Genomic DNA, 18,458 nt, shown 5'->3' on the forward strand with positions numbered 1-18,458 from the left:
AAAACTCGGCAATGATCAGCCGAGACGCCATCAACCGCGCCGCGCAGCGCATCGCGCCGCATGTCAGGCGGACGCCAGTCGTCGAGATAACGGTCGAGAGCGTGGCGCTGCCCGTCACCCTGAAGCTTGAGCTCCTGCAGCATTCCGGAAGCTTCAAGGCGCGTGGCGCGTTCAACACCCTGCTTGGCGCTGATATCGGCGCGGCGGGTGTCGCCACGGCGTCAGGCGGCAACCATGGCGCCGCGGTCGCCTATGCGGCGCAAAGGCTGGGCGCGAAAGCGAAGATCTTCGTTCCCGAAATCGCTTCGCCCGCCAAGGTGGCGCGCATCGCCTCCTATGGCGCCGAGATCGTGCAGCAGGGCTCCCACTACGATGAAGCGCTGGCGCTGTGCGAGGCGTGGATCGCCGCCAGCGGCGCAACATCCGTCCATGCCTATGACGCGGAGCCGACACTGGAAGGCCAGGGCACGCTGGGGCGCGAGCTGGAGGCGCAGGCGCCGGGCCTCGATACGCTGCTGGTGGCGGTGGGCGGTGGTGGTCTCATCGGCGGTATCGCCGCCTGGTATCAGTCGGGTGTGAAAATCATCGGCGTCGAGCCCGTCACCTGCAACACGCTTCATGCCGCGCTGGCCGCTGGCCAGCGGGTGGCCGTCAAGCCCTCGGGCCTGGCGACCGATTCGCTCGGCGCGTCCACGGTGGGCAGGCTGATGTTCGAGATCGCGAAAGACCATGTGGCCGAGGTGGCGCTGGTGTCGGATGACGATATCCGCAACGCCCAGCGCGTGCTGTGGCGCGAGTTACAGCTGGTCAGCGAGCCAGGAGGGGCGGCGGCCTTCGCGGCACTGCTCTCGGGCGCTTACCGGCCAGAGAAGGATGAGCGCGTCGGCGTCATTGTTTGTGGCGCCAATACTTCCATGGACGTGTTCGGCAAGCTGTTCCCGCAATAGCCAGGGCTGTCCAACCAGTCCGGATCTTGCTCTAACAAAACTCAGAGGAGGGTGTGATGGCGACAAACCCCAACTTACTCTGTGTGGCTACTATTCGCCTTTGGTCTTCTTGGTGGACGCCATCAGCCGGTCGATATAGGCCAGCAGCAGGGCAGAGACCACGAAAGCCATGTGCATGATGGTGAGCCACATCAGCTGACTGTCGGTGAACTGCTGGACGTTCAGAAACACTTGCAGAAGGTGGATGGACGAGATCGCCACGATGGTGGAGGCCACCTTGATCTTGAGCGATCCGGCATCCACCTTGCCCAGCCAGGAAATTTCGCCGCCATCCGCATTGTCGAAGCGGCTCACGAAATTCTCGTAGCCCGAGATGATGACCATGACCACGAGGCTGGCCACCAGGGCGGCATCGATCAGCGCCAGCATTTTCAGGATGGTATCGGTCTCTTCGAGCGTGAACAGCTTGGTGACGAAGTCAAACAGCTTGCCCGCGAAAGAAATGGCATAGAGCACCAGCGCCGCCGCCAGGCCGACATAAAAGACGACCAGCAGCCAGCGCGAGGCGAGGATGATGGCTTCAATCGCGTGTTCGAGCTTCTTCATGACAGGCACACCGCCGTGGAACGGGCCTTTTCATAGCGCATCCGCGGGCCACGACAAGAGGCGGCGCTATTCCGCCGCCTCCGCCTTGCGGGCCCCCGGCAAAGGCTCCGGCATGTCGTTGCGGGTCTTCCACAGCGACCAGCCGATGCCCGCCGCCAGCACGCCGATGGTCACCGCGAGTGACAGGGCGGTATCGATTTTCACGCCCAGCGGCACCAGGAAGATCTTGATGCCAACCAGCACCAGGATCACCGCCAGCGAGTACTGCAGGTACTTGAACCGGTGCATGGCGGCGGCGAGCGCGAAGTAGAGGGCGCGCAGGCCAAGGATGGCGAAGATGTTGGAGGTGTAGACGATGAACGGATCCTGGGTCACGGCGAAGATGGCCGGAACCGAGTCCACCGCGAAGATCAGGTCCACGAACTCGACGATGATCAGCGCGACGAACAGCGGCGTGATGAACCACACGAGCTTGCCGGTCTTGGGGTCAGGCAGCTTTACCCGGAACTTCTCGCCATGCAGCTGGTCGGTCACCCGGAAGTGCTTGCGGATGAACTTGACGATCCAGTTCTCCTCCAGCGACGGCTTGTCATTGGACGTCTTGAACATCTTGAGTCCGGTGAATACCAGGAAGGCGCCGAACAGGAACAGCACCGACTGGAACGACATGACCAGCGCCGCGCCCAGCCCGATGAGGATGGCGCGGAACACGATGACGCCGATGATGCCCCAGAACAGCACCCGGTGCTGGTAGATCCGCGGGATGCCGAGGAAGGCGAAGACCGTGGCGATGACGAAGATATTGTCCATCGCCAGCGACTGCTCGATCAGATAGCCGGTGAAGAACTCGAGACCCGACTGGGCGCCCCTCGCATACCAGACCCAGGCGCCGAAGCCGAAAGCGATGGCCATGTAGCCGGCATAGAGAATGAAGCTCTCCTTGGCTTCGATCTCCTTCTGGTCCTTGTGCAGGAAGCCAAGGTCGAACACCAGAAGGCCTATGACCATGGAAATGAACACCACCCAGAAATAGGCAGGCGTTCCGAGAAAGTCGGAAAACAGAAAAGCTTGGAGAAATTCCATGGCCGGACCCCTGGGTTGCGTGTCAACGATCGGTTTGTGGCTCCGACATCGCGGGAAAAAAGTTCTTCCCGCCAGAGGGACCCGGCGCCGCTCTGGCGAAATAGGAGAAATTGCGGCAAGTTCAAGGGCGGGGAAGATGAATTTCCTGTAATGTTGGGAGTAAGGGGTGCGAAGCGCGATAGCCATTCAGGTGATCGGCTGCCATGCCGAAGGCGAGGTGGGCGACGTGATCGTCGGCGGGGTGGCGCCTCCGCCCGGGGCAACCCTGTGGGAACAGTCCCGCTTCATCGCCAGCGACGGGCGGTTGCGGGCGCTGGTGCTGAACGAGCCGCGCGGCGGGGTGTTCCGCCATGTCAATCTGCTGGTGCCGCCGAAGAACCCCCAGGCGCAGATGGGTTTCATCATCATGGAGCCGGAGGATACCCCGCCGATGTCAGGGTCCAATTGCATCTGCGTCGCCACCGTGCTCCTCGATGCCGGGATCATTCCGATGACCGAACCCGAGACCAGGCTGGTGCTGGAAGCACCGGCCGGGCTCGTTGAGGTCACCGCCGTCTGCCAGGGCGGCAAGGCCCAGTCCATCACGCTCCGCAACGTGCCAGCCTTCGCTGACCGTCTGGCGGTGCCGCTGGAGGTCGAAGGCCTGGGCACGCGTGCCGTCGATACCGCCGTCGGCGGCGACAGTTTCGTGATCGCCGATGCCCGCCAGCTGGGCTTTGGTGTGACGCCCGGCGAGGCGCGCGACCTGGCGCTGGCCGGCCGGCGCATCGTCAGGGCGGCGAATGAGCAACTCGCCTTCCACCATCCGGAACTTCCCGGCTGGCGGCACTTCTCTTTTGCTTTTCTCACCGGACCGCTCGAAACGGTGTACGGCTGCCTCTCCAGCCGCAATGCCTGCGTGATCAAGCCGGGCAAGATCGACCGGTCGCCCACCGGCACCGGCTGCTCGGCGCTGATGGCGGTGCTCCATGCCAGGGGCCTGCTCGGCGAAGGCCAGCGCTACATCGGCCGCTCCATCATCGAAACCCGCTTCACGGGCGAGATCGCCGCCGTGACGGCGGTGGGCGGGCGCCCGGCCATCATCCCCACCATCACCGGGCGGGCCTGGATCACCGGGCAGTCGACCCTGATGCTTGATCCCGGCGATCCCTTCCCGCATGGTTACCGGCTGGCGGACACCTGGCCCCAGGACGCGACCGCCTGACCACCGCCGGTTCGCAAGGGAGACACGCCATGAACCTCGTCCAGATCATCGACAGCAAGGGCAAGCGCCGCGTCGGCCTTGTGGCGGCGGACCGCGTCGTGCTGCTCAAGAAGGCCACAACGACCCGCGACCTGGCGGCAATGGCGATCGCCGAGGGCAAGAAGCTCGTGAACCTCGCCGCCGCGCTCTCCACCTCGGCCACCGAAGATTATGGCGCAGCCCTCAGGGAAAAGCGGGTGCTGGCCCCGCTCGATCATCCGGACCCCGCCCATTGCATCGTCACCGGCACCGGCCTCACCCATCTGGGCTCGGCGGCGGCGCGCGACGGCATGCACAAGAAACTGGCGGGCGGCGCTGAGGATCTCACCGACAGCCTCAAGATGTTCAAGCTCGGCCTCGAAGGCGGCAAACCCAAGGACAAGAAACAGGCGGGCGTGCAGCCGGAATGGTTCTACAAGGGCGACGGCTCCTGGCTTGTGGGGCCGGGCCAGCCGCTGCCGCTGCCGTCTTTCGCGCTCGATGGCGGCGAGGAACCGGAACTGGCAGGCCTCTATCTGATCAACGGCAAGGGCCAGCCGGTGCGGCTCGGCTTTGCGCTCGGCAACGAATACTCGGACCATGTGACGGAGCGGCAGAACTACCTCTACCTCGCACATTCCAAGCTCCGCCATTCGGCCATCGGGCCCGAAATGGTGACAGGGCCGATCCCCGCCTCGATCGAGGGCACGAGCCGCATCATCCGCGGCGGCAAGACGATCTGGGAAAAGCCGTTCCTCACCGGCGAGGCCAATATGAGCCATAGCCTCGCCAATCTCGAATACCATCACTTCAAATATGACGGCTTCCGGCGCCCGGGCGACATCCACATCCATTATTTCGGCACCGCGACGCTGTCGATCGCCGACAATGTGAAAACCCAGGACGGGGACGTCTTCGAAATTTCCGCTCCGCCCTTCGGCGCCCCGCTGCGCAACCCGCTGAAGGCGGCGAAGCCCCGTTACCGGCCGGGCGGCGCGCGCATCCTGTGAGGACAAGTGACGGCACGCTTCATCGCGCTTGACTGGGGCACCACCTCGTTCCGCGCCTATCTGGCGGACGGCGATGGCCGGGTGCTGCACAGCATGGCGGCGGCGGAGGGCATCCTCGCCGTCACCGATGGCCGTTTCGAACAGGCGCTGGAACGCCACATCGGAGGCTGGGACAAGGCGCTGCCGGTGATGGCCGCCGGCATGATCACCTCCCGGCAGGGCTGGATCGAACTTCCCTATCTGCCCTGCCCGGCCTCCGCCGCGGACCTGGCGCGGGCGCTGCATTTCCACCAAACCGCCTCTGGCCGCCGCATCGCTTTCGCCACTGGCCTCAGCTACCGGGCGCCGGATGGCATGCCGGAAGTGATGCGCAGCGAGGAGGTGCAGGTGTTCGGCTCGCTGGGCCAGGGGGTGAGCCATTTCGTGACGCCGGGCACTCATTCCAAATGGATCGCCACCGAAGGCTGGCAGCTCACGCGCTATGCCACCTATGTGACGGGCGAGGTCTTTGCCGCGCTCAAGGACCACACCATTCTTGGCCGCCTGATGAAGCCGGGGCCGGAGGATGACGAAGCCTTCGCGCGCGGTGTGAAGGCGGCCTTCGATGATCCCGCCGGCTTCCTGCACCGCATTTTCGCCGCGCGCTCGCTGGGCCTGTTCGGCGAGCTGGCGCCGGAATCGATCGCCTCTTTTCTCTCGGGGCAAGTGATCGGCAGCGAGGTGGCGCATGCCATCCGGGACAATCCGCGCGATGCCGAATACATGGTGCTGGCCTCGCCCGGCATCGGCCAGCGCTATGTGCAAGCCATCCGGCTTGCCGGGCTGAAGGTGCGCTATGGTGACCCGCAAGCCATCGTCAAGGGCCTCGCCATCATCGCCCGCCATGCCGGCATCATCTGAAACGGACCAACAGCAACTCTGACAGGGGAAGACAGCACATGAAAATCGCAATGGTGACAGGCGCCGGTTCGGGAATCGGCAAGGCGGTGGCGCTGGCCTTCGGGCGCGAAGGCTATGGCGTGGTGCTGGCCGGACGCCGCGCCGATCTTCTCAATGAGGTGGCCGCCGCCATCGGCCCCAACGCGCTGGCCGTTCCGACCGATGTGGCCGACCCCGATGCGGTCAAGGCATTGTTCGCCGCCGGAAAGAAGCGCTTCGGCCGCCTCGACGTGTTGTTCAACAATGCCGGCACGGGAGCGCCTGGCACCATCCTGCTCGAGGACCTGACGGTCGACATGTGGCGGAACGTGGTCAACGTCAATCTCTCCGGCGTCTTCTATTGCATGCAGGAGGCCTTCCGCGTGATGAAGGCGCAATCGCCGCAGGGCGGCCGCATCATCAACAACGGCTCGATCTCGGCGCATGCGCCGCGGCCCAATTCAGCACCCTATACCTCAACCAAGCATGCCGTGACCGGGCTCACCAAATCCGGCTCGCTGGATGGGCGCAAATACGATATCGCCGTCTGCCAGATCGACATCGGCAATGCCGGCACCGACATGACCGAAAGGATGAAGACCGGCATGCCGCAGGCCAATGGCACCGTGGCGCCGGAACCCACCATGGATGTGGAGAATGTGGCCAAGACGGTGCTCTACATGGCCTCGCTGCCGCTCGACGCCAATGCGCAATTCGTGACCGTGATGGCCACCAAGATGCCCTATATCGGCCGCGGCTGAAGTCAATGCGCCGGCGCGGCAGGCTGGCCCCGTTCATCGCATGATCGCCGATGGCGCGGGCCGGCCTTCAACTGGCGCAAAACAGCGCGAGATCGTCGAACTTCACGCGAGACACTTTTCAGCATCTTCCGGCGTAAGACCTGGCCCCTCGCTCTGGCTCGCCCCGAGTTTCCACCCCTCCCAGTCAGGGATGTTACAGCGGAAAACGCCAGTTCAGAATGGTCCAGTTTATCGGGGGCAGGGCGCAGAGCGGGAGAAGAAGAGAAAGCGCGGAAAGCTACATCGGCAAAAATGTTTCAAATCCGCTCCGCCAGGCGCGCGATCCGCCGGCAGGCCTCGGTGATCTCATCCTCGCCCACGGTCAGCGCCACGCGCAAATGTCCAGCACCTCCCGCGCCGAAGCTCTCGCCCGGCATGGTGACGACGTCTTCCTCCTCAAGAAGACGCCAGGCGAAAGCCTCGCCCGTGAGACCGGTCTTCCGCACGTCGATCATCACGAACATGCCGCCCTCCGGCATGCGGGCCGACACCTTGCGCGACGAGCCCAGCGCCTTCACCAGCGCCCGGGCGCGGGCCTCATAGTTGCGCTTCATCGCGTCCACTTCCGCGAAGTGATGCCCAAGCGCAAAGGCCGTCGCGTCCTCCAGAAAGGGCTGCGAGCCAAACAGCATGGTCTCGGTCACCGGAATGCAGCGTTCACAGAACTCAGCCGACGCGGCGATCCAGCCTGAGCGGAAGCCCGGCACCGCGTGTGACTTCGAAATGGACGACACGACGATCGTCCGCTTTTCCAGCGCCGGCACATCGAAGGGCGAGGCGAACACCGCATTGCCGTAGGTCATGGTGGCATAGACCTCGTCGGACACGATCCACAAATCGTGGCGTTCGCACACCGCGCCGATCTTCTCGATCTCGGCGCGCGTGAACACCGCCCCCGTCGGGTTGGAGGGCGAATTCATCAGCAGCACGCGTGACCTGGGCGTGATCGCCTTTTCAAGGTCAGTGGCCTTCAGGTGGAAGCCCTGGTCGGGGTCGACGCGGATCGGGGCAGGTATCCCGCCCGCCGCGGCGATGACGCCCTCATAGGTGGCATAATAGGGGTCGGCCATCAGTACCTCATCACCCTCGTCCACCACCGTCATCATGGCCGCGAACAGGGCGGTCTGGGTGCCGGGCAGATAGATGAACTGGTTCTCGTGGATGGCGCGGCCGGTCTGGCGGGTGTAGAGCCCGGCCAGGGCGCGGCGCACATTGGCCTCGCCCCGGCCTTCCGCATAGCGGATGCGCCCGGCCTGCATCTGGCGGGCGGCCTCCTCCAGTATGGTGGCGGGAGGGGGCGAATCGGGCTCGCCGATCGACAGGAAGATCATCGGCCGGCCATCTGAGGCCCGGCGCCGGCCTTCGATGTGCACCGCCCACTTCTCAGAGCCGAGGCCGCTCAGCCTGGCCGTGACTTTCGCAAAATTCATGAATGCGACCCTTGTTTTGCCGCGCTTCTAGTGCATTGCACGCAAGCGGTCGAGAGGCCGCCCCAAGGGCTTTACATTTCGGGAGTTCTGGCTATTTTGTGCAACGCAATATTTCTTGCGGATTCCTGTCATATGAATGTCACGCGACGTCAGGTCCTGAGGTCGGCCGGAGCGCTCTTGCCGGTCATTGCCGCCCTCTCCGGGGGGGCGGGCTGGTCTTTCGCGGATGCGCCGGACCTGCTGATCGAACGCCAGCCCTTCGCCGAGGACCATGTCCGCAAGCTGGCCGAAGCCCTGGCCGCTGAGCCATGGCAGGACGTGCGCATCGCCATGCCGCCCGGCTGGGAGAACCTCACCTATGACCAGTACCGGGACATCCGCTTCAACCCCGGAAAATCCCTCTGGAAGGGCGAACCGCACCGGTTTTCCTTCGATCTGTTCCACTCCGGCTTCCTGTTCACCGCCCCGGTCGATGTCCACGTCGTGGAGAACGGCGAGGCGGCACGCATCGCCTACAGCCCGGACCTGTTCACCTTCGGCCCACAGGCCCCCGCCACCGACGGCAAGACCGACCTGCACTACGCGGGCCTGAGGCTGCGCTACCCGATCAATTCCCAGGATTATGACGATGAATTCGTGGTGTTCCAGGGCGCGTCCTATTTCCGCGGGGTGGGCAAGGGCCTGCTCTACGGGCTTTCGGCGCGTGGCCTCGCCATCGCCACCGGCCAGCCGGGCGGCGAGGAATTCCCGATGTTTCGCGCCTTCTGGGTGCGAAAACCGGACCCCGCCGCCACCACCGTGGTGGTCGAGGCGCTGCTCGACAGCCCCTCGGTGACCGGCGCCTACAAGTTCTCGATCAAGCCGGGCCAGGACACCCAGATGGACGTGGAACTGGTGCTGTTTCCGCGCCGCGACCTGCCGCATGTGGGCATCGCGCCGATGACCTCCATGTTCCTCCTCGATCCGCTGTCGAAGCCGGTCGATGATTTCCGCCCCTCGGTGCATGATTCGGACGGGCTGATGATGCTGACCGGGGCAGGCGAATGGCTGTGGCGGCCGCTTGCCAACCCGAGGACGCTGCAGGTGAGCGCCTTCGTCGACCAGAGCCCGCGCGGCTTCGGGCTGATGCAGAGAAAGCGCAGCTACCGCGACTTCCTCGACCTCGAATCGCGTTATGAGCGCCGCCCCAGCCTGTGGGCGGAGCCGGTGGGCGACTGGGGGCCAGGGGCGGTCGAACTCTACGAGATTCCCACCGAGATCGAGACCAACGACAACATCGTGGCCTTCTGGCAGCCGAAAGAGCCGCTGAGGCAGGGCCAGAGCTATGCCTTTGTCTACCGCCTGCACTGGTGCGCGGACTGGCCGTCCAGCGGCGATCTTCCGGTGGCGCGCACGGTATTCTCGGGCTCGGGCGTCGACCCTGATTATGCCGCAAGCCCGCCATCCTATGACCCTGATCTGCGGCTTTACATTCTGGAGTTCGCGGGCGGCGATCTCAGCGGCGAGCTTACCCCCGCCGTGACAGCCTCGGCGGGCGTCATCAGCAATGTGCATGCGGCAAGAAACGAGATGGCGAACACCACGCGGCTTTCCTTCGAACACAATGTGAGCGGCGCCGACCTGTCCGAACTGCGCGCCGTGCTGAAAAGGGGCGAAACACCCGTGAGCGAAACATGGCTATTCCGCTGGACCAGGCGCTAGTTGGCAGCGTGCCGGCGGCCGCGCCGCTGGAGATGCCGGTGCAGGACCTTGCCCGCTGGCACGGCGGGCCGCGGCCCGTTGGCAACAGCCGCGGCGTGATGCTGGCGCGGCTATTCGTGTTCGGCGCCACGCTCTCGCTCACCGCTTTCGGCACCTGGAAAATGTATGAGGTGATCAGCCCGGTGAATGTCACCGTGCTGCAGGTGCTGTTTGCCGGTTTCTTCGCCCTCACCTTCGCGTGGATCGCCTTTGCCTGCGCCAGCGCGGTTCTGGGCTTCGCGGTTCTGCTGCGCGGGGCGCCAGCGCTGCCGCCGCAGGCCCCGGTGGCCGGCATCGGGCGCAACGCATTGCTGATGCCGGTCTATAACGAAGACCCGGAGCGGGTATTCGCAACCCTCGCCCGCATCGGCGCGGCGCTGAGGCGCGAAGGTGTGGCCGGTCACTTCGATATCTTCGTGCTGAGCGATACAAGGCAGGAGGCAATCGCCGGGGCCGAACACCAGGCGTTTCTGTGGCTCCGCCGGCAGCTGTCACCGGCGCTGCAGGTCTACTACCGCCGCCGCGCCCACAACCATCACCGCAAGGCCGGCAACATCGCCGATTTCGTCACCCGCTGGGGCGGCGCCTATGACCACATGATCGTGCTCGATGCCGACAGCGACATGAGCGCCGCCGCCATCGTGACGCTGGCGCGGGCCATGGCGGCGGATCCGCAAGCGGGCATCATTCAGTCGCTGCCGCTGCTGCGCAACCGCTGGACCGGCTTTGCCCGCATGATGCAATTCGCGGGCCGCGTCTATGGCCCGCTGGTGGCCGCGGGGCTTGCCGCCTGGCATGGCCGTGATGGCAATTACTGGGGGCACAACGCCATCATCCGCACCCGCGCCTTCGCGGAGGCTGCCGGCCTTCCCGAGCTTCGGGGCCGCAAGCCGTTCGGCGGCCATGTGCTGAGTCATGATTTCGTGGAGGCCGCACTCATCCGCCGCGCCGGCTATGCCGTCACCATGCTGCCGCAGCTCGTGGGCTCCTACGAGGAAACCCCGCCCAGCCTCGCCGATCTCGCCACGCGTGACCGGCGCTGGGCGCAGGGCAACCTCCAGCACATCAAGATCGTCGGCGCCAGGGGCCTGCACTGGATGAGCCGCGTGCATCTCTTGCAGGGCATCATGTCCTATCTCGCCTCGCCGCTGTGGCTCATGCTGTTGCTCGCCGGGCTGGGGCTGGCGACGGTCGCCCGCCATGCGACGCCCAACTATTTCCCGGAGAGCTTCTCGCTCTTCCCCATGTGGCCGGTTTTCGATCCGGAACTGGCGCTCAACCTGTTTGCGCTCACCTGCGCGGTGCTCTGGCTGCCGAAGCTTCTGGCGCTGATCCTGGCATGGCGCGATCCGGTTCTGCGGGCAGGCTGTGGCGGCGCCACTGGCCTGATCAAGAGCGTGGCCGCCGAAACCATCGGCTCGCTGCTGCTCTCGCCAGTCATGATGCTGATCCAGTCACGCTTCGTGTTCGATGTGCTGCTGGGGCGCGACTCCGGCTGGAATGCCCAGAACCGCAGCGACCGCGCCGCGCCGCTTGACGATTGCGCGCGCCGGCACAGCCTGCATGTGGCGGCGGGCCTGGGTTTCGCCGTGGTCGCGTTCCACGTCTCATTCGCCGCATTCCTGTGGCTGGTTCCAATCGCCGCGGCACTAATGCTGGCGCCCATCACCGCCTGGGCCTCGGGCCTGCCGGCGCTTGGCCGGCGGCTGTGGCACTGGAACGTGTTCCGCATTCCGGAAGAGGCCGCGCAGCCGCCCGCGCTCGCGGAACTGGCAGCCGAGCCGCTGCTGGAAGCAGCGGAGTAGTCAGCGGAGCGTGACCTCACCGTCAGGGCTGATGCGGGCGTGCCGGGCCTTGCGCAGGCGCATCAGGTCTTCCGGCCCCACAGACGCCACAACGCAGTGACGCCCATACAGGGCAGCGGCAACCTCCGCCCCCACCGCGAGATTGATGTCCGGCTGGCCCAGAATGATTGCGGCGGGCGCGGCGCCAAGCCGGATCGCCTCGGCGATGGCGCCGGGCGCCGAGCCGGAACCACGCGTTTCGGACATGACCAGCATGTGCCCGGTGACGCAGGCGCCGCGCTGCGGGTGATGCACATCGAGAATGACGCCGGTACGCGGCTCGAAGGCGCCCCAGAAGCTCAGCGGCTCGTCGAGCGCCATGACCGGGCCTTCCGCCGCAACGCCGCCTGAGAGAATACGGGCCCGCATCATGATGAAATCCACAGGGCGGGGTCGCGCCACACTTCGCCGCGCACCGCGCTCTCCGCGCATTCCTTGAGCGAACCGAAGCAGACCTCCACACCCAGCATGCCCGGCGCGTAATAGGCCCATTTGGCGGCGTTGGTCATGACCCGGCCCGTGAGGCCGCGCACCCGCGGCGCGTGATAGGTGCAAACATCGACAGGCACCGTAATTCCAGCGGCCTCGAGTTCAGTGAGCCAGCCCCGGGCCCGCACCAGTTCGCGCACCACGCGGCTGGTGGATACCAGAACGGGCAGGCCCTGCTTCACCTTGCGGCCGCCCAGAACCCGCACGAGCTCCGCAAATTCGGCAACTGAGAAATGCGGCGTACCGAGCGCCACCGCGTCAAGCGGCCCATCGGCGGCGGTGGAGAGTTCGCGGTGGGCGCGGGCCAGGTCTGCGGCGGTCACCACATGCATCTCGCCGGTTTCGAACACCGCCTCCAGTGCCGGCGCTTCCGGCGTCACGCCGAGGCCATGCCACATCTCGACCCCACCGGAGGAGGCGGCCGCCGAACAGATCGCCTTGAGAGCATGGTTTGGCGCATCCGGCGGCAGGCCCGAGATCACCGGCACGCGGCGCCCCGCAAGCCGCCCGGCATGATGGCCGATCAGATGTGCGAAGATGTCCTGTCTGCGCCAGTCCGCGGCAAGCGCTGTGCAGTCGATGTGCAGCGCCGCCTTGCGCCCGGCGTCTCGGTGCAGGGCGGCATCCGGCGCAAAGCCCGTCAGCGCACAGGCAACATCGAGGTAGTCGCCGTATTTGTTGGTGCGGGCGCCGACCACCGCGTTGTAATAGGAAACCGCATTGGACTCGCCCACCGCGATGTGATCGCCGAGTTTGGGCCCGCCCGGGTGCTGGTAGGGTGCGCAGGTCCAGGTGGGGCGGGCGCCTAGGCGCTCATAAAGCTTCATCAGCTCGCCGGCGCCATCGACGGTTTCCGGGTCCTCGGCGCGCGGCCGCAGGCCCTGATCCGAAAGGCTCACAACGCCGTTGTTGGTCCAGGTTTCGACCGCCAGCGATGCCCCGTTCTCGAGCAGAAAGCGCACGAAATCGACATGCGCGCGGCCGGTGTAAAAGCAGGCGTCCAGATGCGCGAAACTGATCGGGATCAGCCGGTCAGCCTCCATGATCGTGGCGGCCTTCACCACAAGCCGCATGGCAAGCTGCATGGCGAGGCCCTGCTCGCCCGCCAGAAGCGCGCGCCCGCGATCGGGAAGGGAGAGGCTCACGCCTGGACCCGCTCGCGCGCCAGACGGCCCAGCGCCGGATAATCCGTCTTGCCGGAACCGAGCACGGGAAGCGCTTCGATCACGATCACATTGCGCGGGATGGTGAGCGCGGCGGCGCCCGCCGTCTTCATGCCCTCGCTGACCCGGGCGGCATCGAGCCCGGCATCGGTCGTGAACATCACCAGCTGCTCGCCTTTACGGGCATCGGGCACCGCCACCACCGCATGCGCGGCGCCGGGGAAGGCCTGCGCCAGCACCTGCTCGGCAAGCGTGAGTGAAAACATCTCACCGGCGATCTTGGCGAAGCGCTTCGCCCGGCCGAGAATGATCACGTAGCCGTCCTCGTCAACCTTGACGATGTCGCCGGTGTCATACCATCCGTCTGGCGGCATCTCGATCACGCCCGGCTTGTCGGCGCGCAGATAGCCCAGCATGATGTTGGGGCCCTTCACGAACAGCCGTCCGCCTTCCTCGATGCCTGGCACCGGCTCCAGCCGGTGTTCGATCTGGTCAAGGAAGCGGCCCACCGTTCCCGTGCGGAAGTGCATCGGCGTGTTGACGGCGATCACCGGCGCGCATTCGGTGGCGCCATAGCCCTCGAGAATACGAAGCCCGAACTTCTCCATCCACACCTCCCGCGTCTCGGGCTTGACGCGCTCAGCACCCGCCACCACCATCCGCATATTGAAGAAATCATAGGGATGAGCACTTCGCGCATAACCCATCAGGAAGGTATCGGTGCCGAACAGGATGGTGGCATTGGTCTCGTAGCACAGCTCGGGCACCACCTTGTAATGCAGCGGTGAGGGATAAAGGAACGTCCTCACCCCCGCGAGCACGGGCAGCAGGGAGCCGCCGGTCAACCCGAAGGCATGGAACATCGGCAGCGCGTTGAACACGATGTCGGATGACGTGAAAGCGATGCGGGCTGCGGCCTGGTAACGGTTGGCTTGCAGGTTACGGTGCGACAGCACCACGCCCTTGGGCGCGCCCTCCGAGCCGGATGTGAACAGGACCACCGCCGGGCCATTGGGGTCGCCCTTGCCGCCAGCGAGGCGCAACGCGGCGCGCGGGAAGGGCTTGGCGAACAGGCCATAGAGCTTGTCCTTCAGCGTCAGGCTCTCCCTGAGGTCCTCGAGGAAGATGACCTTGCGGCCCTCGCCCAGCAGCTTCAGGTCTTCCTGCATCTCGCCAGCCTCGATAAAGCGCCGCGAGGTGACGATGGTCGAGATTTGCGCGGCAACGCAGGCTGACGCCATGTTGGCGGCGCCGGTCGAGAAGTTCAGCATAGCCGGCACGCGGCCAAAGGCCTGCAGCCCGAAGATCGTAAGCAAACAGCCGATGGCGTTGGGCAGCAGCACGGCGACGTTCTTCTCGCCCGGCGTCATCTCCGCCATGCGGCGGCCGAGGATGAAACTGCCCATCACCAGCCGGTTGAAACTCACCGGCTTTCGCTGGATGTCTTCCACCGCTTCATGGCGGCCACCATTGACGTGGCGCGCATCGAGCAGGGATTCGAACAGCGTACAGTCAATGTTGGAGGTGCGGAACATCATGTCGGTCATGACGTCATAGAGCTGATCGGCCTGGCGCTGGCGCAGCGCCGCGCCCTTCAAGCCATCCGGCGGCTCAAACTTGACGGGCGGCAGAAAGGTGATGGTGATCTTCGGAAACCAGCGGAGCCGCAGTTTGCCGCGCATGCGCGAGAACGGCGTATAGACGGCGCCGTCGATCCTGACCGGCAGCACGCGGGCTTTCGCCATTTCAGCAATGGCGCCCGGCCCCTCATAGACCTTCATCAGCGTGCCGGTGACGGTGATGCGGCCCTCGGGGAAGATCACCACCTTGCGGCCGTGCTTCAACTCATCGACGAGCGCGCGCAGGGCCAGCGGGCTTCCCGGATCGATCGGCACCATCTTGAACAGCATGAAGGCGGGTTTCGCCCACCATTTCTGCGCCACATGGCTGTTGATGGCGAAGCTCGCCCGCTCCGGCAGGAAGGCTGACAGCAGCGGCCCGTCAAGATAGGACGTGTGATTGGCGACGATCAGCGCCTTGCGCCCCGCCGCGCGGTAGTTCTCGAGGCCTTTTACCTCGACCCGGTAGAACAGCCGGAACAGGAAGCGGGCGATGCTCGCCACCAGCTCCTGGGTGAGAAGGCGGGCCACGAACACCGAGGCAACCGCATTGGCGAGGCCGAGCAGCAGGAAGAAGCCCTGCGCCGACATCACTTTCAGCAGCACCGCGCCGGCCAGCGCCGAAGCGATCATGAACACCGCGTTCATCACATTGTTGGCGGCGATCACCCGGGCGCGGCGCAACGGGTTGGAGCGCTGCTGCATGATGGCGTTGAGCGGCACCGCATAAAGCCCGCCGAAGAAGGCGATGAAGAACAGGTCGATCGCCGCGCGCCAGCCCGCCCCGTGCGCGAAGAACGCGGCGATCCCGTTATTGGCGGTGCCGGCCAGCGCCGCATTGACGGCGCCTGCCGCGAAATAGAGGTCGATCAGGAACAGCGTCATCATGATCGAGGCCACGGGTACATGGCGGGCCGAAACTTCGCCCTTGAGCAGCGCGTTGGTGAGCAGCGATCCCGCCCCGATGCCCACGGTGAACAGCCCGATGAAGGTATTGGCGACATCGTCGCTGGCCAGCAGCACGTCACGCGTGAACACAGGGAGCTGCGCCATGATGGCCGCGCCCAGGAACCAGAACCACGAGGCGCCGATCACCGACCAGAAAACGTCCTCACGTTCACGCGCGTAGGAGAGAAGTTTGATTGTCTGGCGCGGCACGTTCCAGTCGAAGGCTAGCGAACGGTCGCCAGGCGCAGACGGCATCAGGAAGGCGCAGCCCAGCGCCAGCACCGCCAGCCCGATGATGACCACGGCCAGCAACGGCCTGCCCCAGTCATGCAGCACCAGGAAGCCGCCGAATAGGGTGCCCAGCAGAATGGTGACGAACGTGCCGAGCTCGATCAGGGCATTGCCGGCGATCAGTTCCTCGCGCCGCAGATATTGCGGGAGGATGCCGTATTTGATGGGGCCGAAGAACGCCGCCGTGGTGCCCGCCAGGAACAGCACGATCAGATGCATCATGGGGTTTTCAAGCCACAGGCTCAGCGCCCCGAACACCATCGCCGCGAGATCGAACAGCTTGATCCAGCGTGACAGCGTGGCCTTGTCGTATTTGTCCGCAAGCTGACCGGCGATCGCCGAGAACAGGAAATAGGGCAACATGAACAGCGCCAGCCCGGCCTGCACGAACAGCGCAGCGTCAAACCCAAACCTCACCGCAAGGTCGTAGGTGATCAGGATGGCGATACCGTTCCTGACCGCATTATCGTTGAAGGCGCTGATCGCCTGGGTCACGAACAGCGGCAGGAAGGACCGCGACTTCAGAATCGCGAACTGGCTCCCGTTCGCTCCGGTCTCGCCGCTCATCAGTTTATGCGCCCCATGCCCTATTGCGTTGCAGGAATATGTCAGACCTGTGGCGGATCATCAAACCGCGAAAAACAAATTGTGAAGAGCGGAAGTAAACCGCCGCGGTTCCTTGGACGTTCTACATAACGTCAATTCCGACACAGGGAGATTATATTCATGAAGAGCCTTCGCAACCTCGCCGTCGCCGCAGCCATTGCCGTGTCCGGCCTTGCCATGTCCGCCCAGGCCTATGCCGCCGACATCGTCGACACCGCCGTCGCAGCCGGCAGCTTCAAGACGCTGGTGGCAGCGGTTCAGGCCGCCGGCCTCGTCGACACGCTCAAGGGCGCTGGTCCGTTCACCGTGTTCGCGCCGACCGACGAAGCCTTCGCGAAGCTTCCGGCTGGCACCGTTGACGACCTGCTGAAGCCCGAGAACAAGGACAAGCTGGTCGCCATCCTCACCTATCACGTGGTGCCGGGCAAGGTGATGGCGGCGGATCTCGCCGGCAAGGAGACCAAGGCCAAGACCGTGCAGGGTTCGGAAGTCACCATCAGCGGCAAGGACGGCGTGACCGTCGACGGCGCTAAGGTGGTCAAGGCCGACATCGTGACCGACAACGGCGTCATCCACGTCATCGACGCGGTGATCCTGCCCAAGATGTAAGTCGGCGTAAGCTGAGATGAAGCCCGGTGCCAGCGCCGCTGCGCCGGGCTTTTTCATGCCAGAAGCCCGGAAATGAGTCGCTGCGTCTCGCGGTGGTTCGCCGCCAGGTGAACGGCGCCCGCCGCGGACAGGCGCTCCCGCCGCCCGGCATCTTCGGAAAAGCCGATGAAATGCACGCGGTTGGAAAGTCCGGCGTCGACATCATTGAGATTGTCGCCGATGTAGACGATGCGGTTCCGCGGCAGACCCGTCTTGGCGATGGCGCGCGCCACCGTCTCGCGCTTGTGGCCGGAGCCCTCCGCGCCGAAGGCCAATGCCTGCACAGGCTGCCAGAGGTCCGCTGCCTGAAGCCGCAGCTGCGCGGCGGCAAGCAGATTGGCGGTGGCGATGCCGAGCCGCGCTCTACCCAGATTCCCGATCAGTTGCGCTGTCCCCGCAATCGCCTTGGCGCGCAAGGCGCCGCTGCCGAGGCCGTCTGACAGAATCGCCAGATAATCGGCAATCACCGCGTCACGTTCATCCGCCGGCAGGCCGTGGCGCGACAGGATTTCCGCAATAATGTGCTCGTCATTGCGCACCCGGTAGCTGTCCCAGTCGCGCGACAGGCCGGTGAGGCCATAGCGGCGCGCGAAGGCCAGAAAGAAAGCGTCCTCCTCCGGCGGGGTGAGGTCGAGCAGCACGCCATCGACATCGAAGATGACTGCACTATCCATGGACCATGCGCGGCGTCATCTCGATCAGCGTCGGGGCATCGGCGGCAAGGGCCGCACGGATTGCCGCCGCCAGCGCCTTGAGGCTTTCGGGCTTCTCGGCCTTGCAGCCATAGGCCTTGGCGAGGGCCTGGAAATCCGGGTTCCGCAGCGTCACGGCATTGGGCTGGATGCCCTTCATCACCATGTCGTCGCGGATCTGGCCCAGCGCATCATTGTTCCACATCAGGATGACGAGCGGCAGCTTGTGCTCGGCGGCCGTGCCCAGCTCGTTGATCGTGTATTGCAGGCCGTAGTCGCCGATCAGCACCGCCACGGGCGTTTCGCCCACGCCGAACTTGGCGCCGATCCCTGCGGGCAGGGCGAAGCCAAGCGTGCCGAAGCCCACCGGGTGCAGCCATGTGCGCGGCCGGGACACGGGGA

The 18,458-nt window shown here is 65.2% G+C and carries 16 protein-coding genes; 8 read left to right on the forward strand and 8 right to left on the reverse strand.

Annotated features, from left to right (window positions below; genetic code table 11):
• Positions 1 to 11: 11 nt before the first annotated feature.
• Positions 12 to 947, forward strand: coding sequence for a threonine/serine dehydratase (locus ACKOED_RS01145; protein ID WP_408914733.1), 936 nt, complete (start codon positions 12 to 14; stop codon positions 945 to 947).
• Between the two features lie 90 nt (positions 948 to 1,037).
• Here ACKOED_RS01145 and ACKOED_RS01150 read toward each other — a convergent pair whose 3' ends face one another.
• Entirely contained in the window at positions 1,038 to 1,553 is a 516-nt protein-coding gene (locus tag ACKOED_RS01150) for a TIGR00645 family protein (protein ID WP_408914734.1), read from the reverse strand.
• 66 nt (positions 1,554 to 1,619) lie between these two features.
• Positions 1,620 to 2,636 carry a TerC family protein gene (locus tag ACKOED_RS01155; protein ID WP_408914736.1) on the reverse strand — a complete coding sequence of 339 codons (1,017 nt, stop codon included), beginning with the start codon at positions 2,634 to 2,636 and terminating at the stop codon, positions 1,620 to 1,622.
• Positions 2,637 to 2,802: 166 nt separating this feature from the next.
• Between ACKOED_RS01155 and ACKOED_RS01160 the strand changes: the two genes are divergently transcribed.
• Genes ACKOED_RS01160 through ACKOED_RS01175 form a run of 4 tightly spaced genes read left to right on the forward strand, consistent with a single transcriptional unit; the run spans position 2,803 to position 6,547 of the window.
• The gene (locus tag ACKOED_RS01160) at positions 2,803 to 3,840 is read left to right on the forward strand and encodes a trans-3-hydroxy-L-proline dehydratase (protein ID WP_408914737.1); all 1,038 of its coding nucleotides are present in this window, start codon (positions 2,803 to 2,805) and stop codon (positions 3,838 to 3,840) included.
• Positions 3,841 to 3,869: 29 nt separating this feature from the next.
• Entirely contained in the window at positions 3,870 to 4,868 is a 999-nt protein-coding gene (araD1, locus tag ACKOED_RS01165) for an AraD1 family protein (protein ID WP_408914738.1), read from the forward strand.
• A gap of 6 nt (positions 4,869 to 4,874) precedes the next feature.
• Entirely contained in the window at positions 4,875 to 5,768 is an 894-nt protein-coding gene (locus ACKOED_RS01170) for a 2-dehydro-3-deoxygalactonokinase (RefSeq protein WP_408914739.1), read from the forward strand.
• Between the two features lie 38 nt (positions 5,769 to 5,806).
• Positions 5,807 to 6,547 (forward strand): SDR family oxidoreductase, encoded by a 741-nt coding sequence (locus ACKOED_RS01175; RefSeq protein WP_408914740.1) that lies wholly within the window; start codon positions 5,807 to 5,809, stop codon positions 6,545 to 6,547.
• A gap of 296 nt (positions 6,548 to 6,843) precedes the next feature.
• On the opposite strand, the gene ACKOED_RS01180 is transcribed toward ACKOED_RS01175, so the two are convergent.
• Positions 6,844 to 8,016: a pyridoxal phosphate-dependent aminotransferase gene (locus ACKOED_RS01180; RefSeq protein WP_408914741.1), complete on the reverse strand. Its 1,173-nt coding sequence runs from the start codon at positions 8,014 to 8,016 to the stop codon at positions 6,844 to 6,846.
• A 177-nt stretch (positions 8,017 to 8,193) separates the two neighbouring features.
• Here ACKOED_RS01180 and ACKOED_RS01185 point away from each other — a divergent pair, with 177 nt between their 5' ends.
• Positions 8,194 to 9,717: a glucan biosynthesis protein gene (locus ACKOED_RS01185; RefSeq protein WP_408914742.1), complete on the forward strand. Its 1,524-nt coding sequence runs from the start codon at positions 8,194 to 8,196 to the stop codon at positions 9,715 to 9,717.
• Complete coding sequence (gene mdoH / locus ACKOED_RS01190; protein WP_408914743.1) at positions 9,690 to 11,561, forward strand: glucans biosynthesis glucosyltransferase MdoH; 1,872 nt, start codon at positions 9,690 to 9,692, stop codon at positions 11,559 to 11,561. Before ACKOED_RS01185 ends, mdoH begins: the two co-directional genes overlap by 28 nt.
• Here mdoH and ACKOED_RS01195 read toward each other — a convergent pair whose 3' ends face one another.
• From ACKOED_RS01195 to ACKOED_RS01205, 3 genes are read right to left on the reverse strand one after another with little or no spacing between them, the layout of a single operon-like run.
• Positions 11,562 to 11,972 carry an aconitase X swivel domain-containing protein gene (locus ACKOED_RS01195; RefSeq protein ID WP_408914744.1) on the reverse strand — a complete coding sequence of 137 codons (411 nt, stop codon included), beginning with the start codon at positions 11,970 to 11,972 and terminating at the stop codon, positions 11,562 to 11,564.
• Positions 11,969 to 13,234, reverse strand: coding sequence for an aconitase X (locus tag ACKOED_RS01200; RefSeq protein WP_408914745.1), 1,266 nt, complete (start codon positions 13,232 to 13,234; stop codon positions 11,969 to 11,971). Before ACKOED_RS01200 ends, ACKOED_RS01195 begins: the two co-directional genes overlap by 4 nt.
• The gene (locus tag ACKOED_RS01205) at positions 13,231 to 16,677 is read right to left on the reverse strand and encodes an acyl-[ACP]--phospholipid O-acyltransferase (protein WP_408914746.1); all 3,447 of its coding nucleotides are present in this window, start codon (positions 16,675 to 16,677) and stop codon (positions 13,231 to 13,233) included. The genes ACKOED_RS01200 and ACKOED_RS01205 overlap by 4 nt, the downstream gene beginning before the upstream one ends.
• 159 nt (positions 16,678 to 16,836) lie before the next feature.
• Between ACKOED_RS01205 and ACKOED_RS01210 the strand changes: the two genes are divergently transcribed.
• On the forward strand, positions 16,837 to 17,325 hold the full coding sequence (locus tag ACKOED_RS01210; protein WP_408914747.1) for a fasciclin domain-containing protein: 489 nt from the start codon (positions 16,837 to 16,839) through the stop codon (positions 17,323 to 17,325).
• 53 nt (positions 17,326 to 17,378) lie between these two features.
• On the opposite strand, the gene ACKOED_RS01215 is transcribed toward ACKOED_RS01210, so the two are convergent.
• Both ACKOED_RS01215 and ACKOED_RS01220 read right to left on the reverse strand, forming a co-directional pair.
• Positions 17,379 to 18,038, reverse strand: coding sequence for an HAD family hydrolase (locus tag ACKOED_RS01215; protein WP_408914748.1), 660 nt, complete (start codon positions 18,036 to 18,038; stop codon positions 17,379 to 17,381).
• Positions 18,031 to 18,458 (reverse strand): thiamine pyrophosphate-dependent enzyme (locus ACKOED_RS01220; protein WP_408914749.1); only part of this gene is annotated, 428 nt, incomplete at its 5' end. The genes ACKOED_RS01215 and ACKOED_RS01220, both read right to left, overlap by 8 nt.

It is taken from the genome of Aestuariivirga sp. (assembly GCF_046093005.1).
Classification (GTDB): domain Bacteria; phylum Pseudomonadota; class Alphaproteobacteria; order Rhizobiales; family Aestuariivirgaceae; genus Aestuariivirga.

What these genes read in the sequence shown, in the direction of transcription:
- ACKOED_RS01195 (WP_408914744.1), bottom strand. Translation starts at nt 11,972, where the DNA reads ATGATGCGGGCCCGTATTCTCTCAGGCGGCGTTGCGGCGGAAGGCCCG.
- ACKOED_RS01155 (WP_408914736.1), bottom strand. Translation starts at nt 2,636, where the DNA reads ATGGAATTTCTCCAAGCTTTTCTGTTTTCCGACTTTCTCGGAACGCCT.
- ACKOED_RS01175 (WP_408914740.1), top strand. Translation starts at nt 5,807, where the DNA reads ATGAAAATCGCAATGGTGACAGGCGCCGGTTCGGGAATCGGCAAGGCG.
- ACKOED_RS01150 (WP_408914734.1), bottom strand. Translation starts at nt 1,553, where the DNA reads ATGAAGAAGCTCGAACACGCGATTGAAGCCATCATCCTCGCCTCGCGC.
- ACKOED_RS01205 (WP_408914746.1), bottom strand. Translation starts at nt 16,677, where the DNA reads ATGAGCGGCGAGACCGGAGCGAACGGGAGCCAGTTCGCGATTCTGAAG.
- ACKOED_RS01145 (WP_408914733.1), top strand. Translation starts at nt 12, where the DNA reads ATGATCAGCCGAGACGCCATCAACCGCGCCGCGCAGCGCATCGCGCCG.
- ACKOED_RS01215 (WP_408914748.1), bottom strand. Translation starts at nt 18,038, where the DNA reads ATGGATAGTGCAGTCATCTTCGATGTCGATGGCGTGCTGCTCGACCTC.
- mdoH (WP_408914743.1), top strand. Translation starts at nt 9,690, where the DNA reads ATGGCTATTCCGCTGGACCAGGCGCTAGTTGGCAGCGTGCCGGCGGCC.
- ACKOED_RS01210 (WP_408914747.1), top strand. Translation starts at nt 16,837, where the DNA reads ATGAAGAGCCTTCGCAACCTCGCCGTCGCCGCAGCCATTGCCGTGTCC.
- ACKOED_RS01180 (WP_408914741.1), bottom strand. Translation starts at nt 8,016, where the DNA reads ATGAATTTTGCGAAAGTCACGGCCAGGCTGAGCGGCCTCGGCTCTGAG.
- araD1 (WP_408914738.1), top strand. Translation starts at nt 3,870, where the DNA reads ATGAACCTCGTCCAGATCATCGACAGCAAGGGCAAGCGCCGCGTCGGC.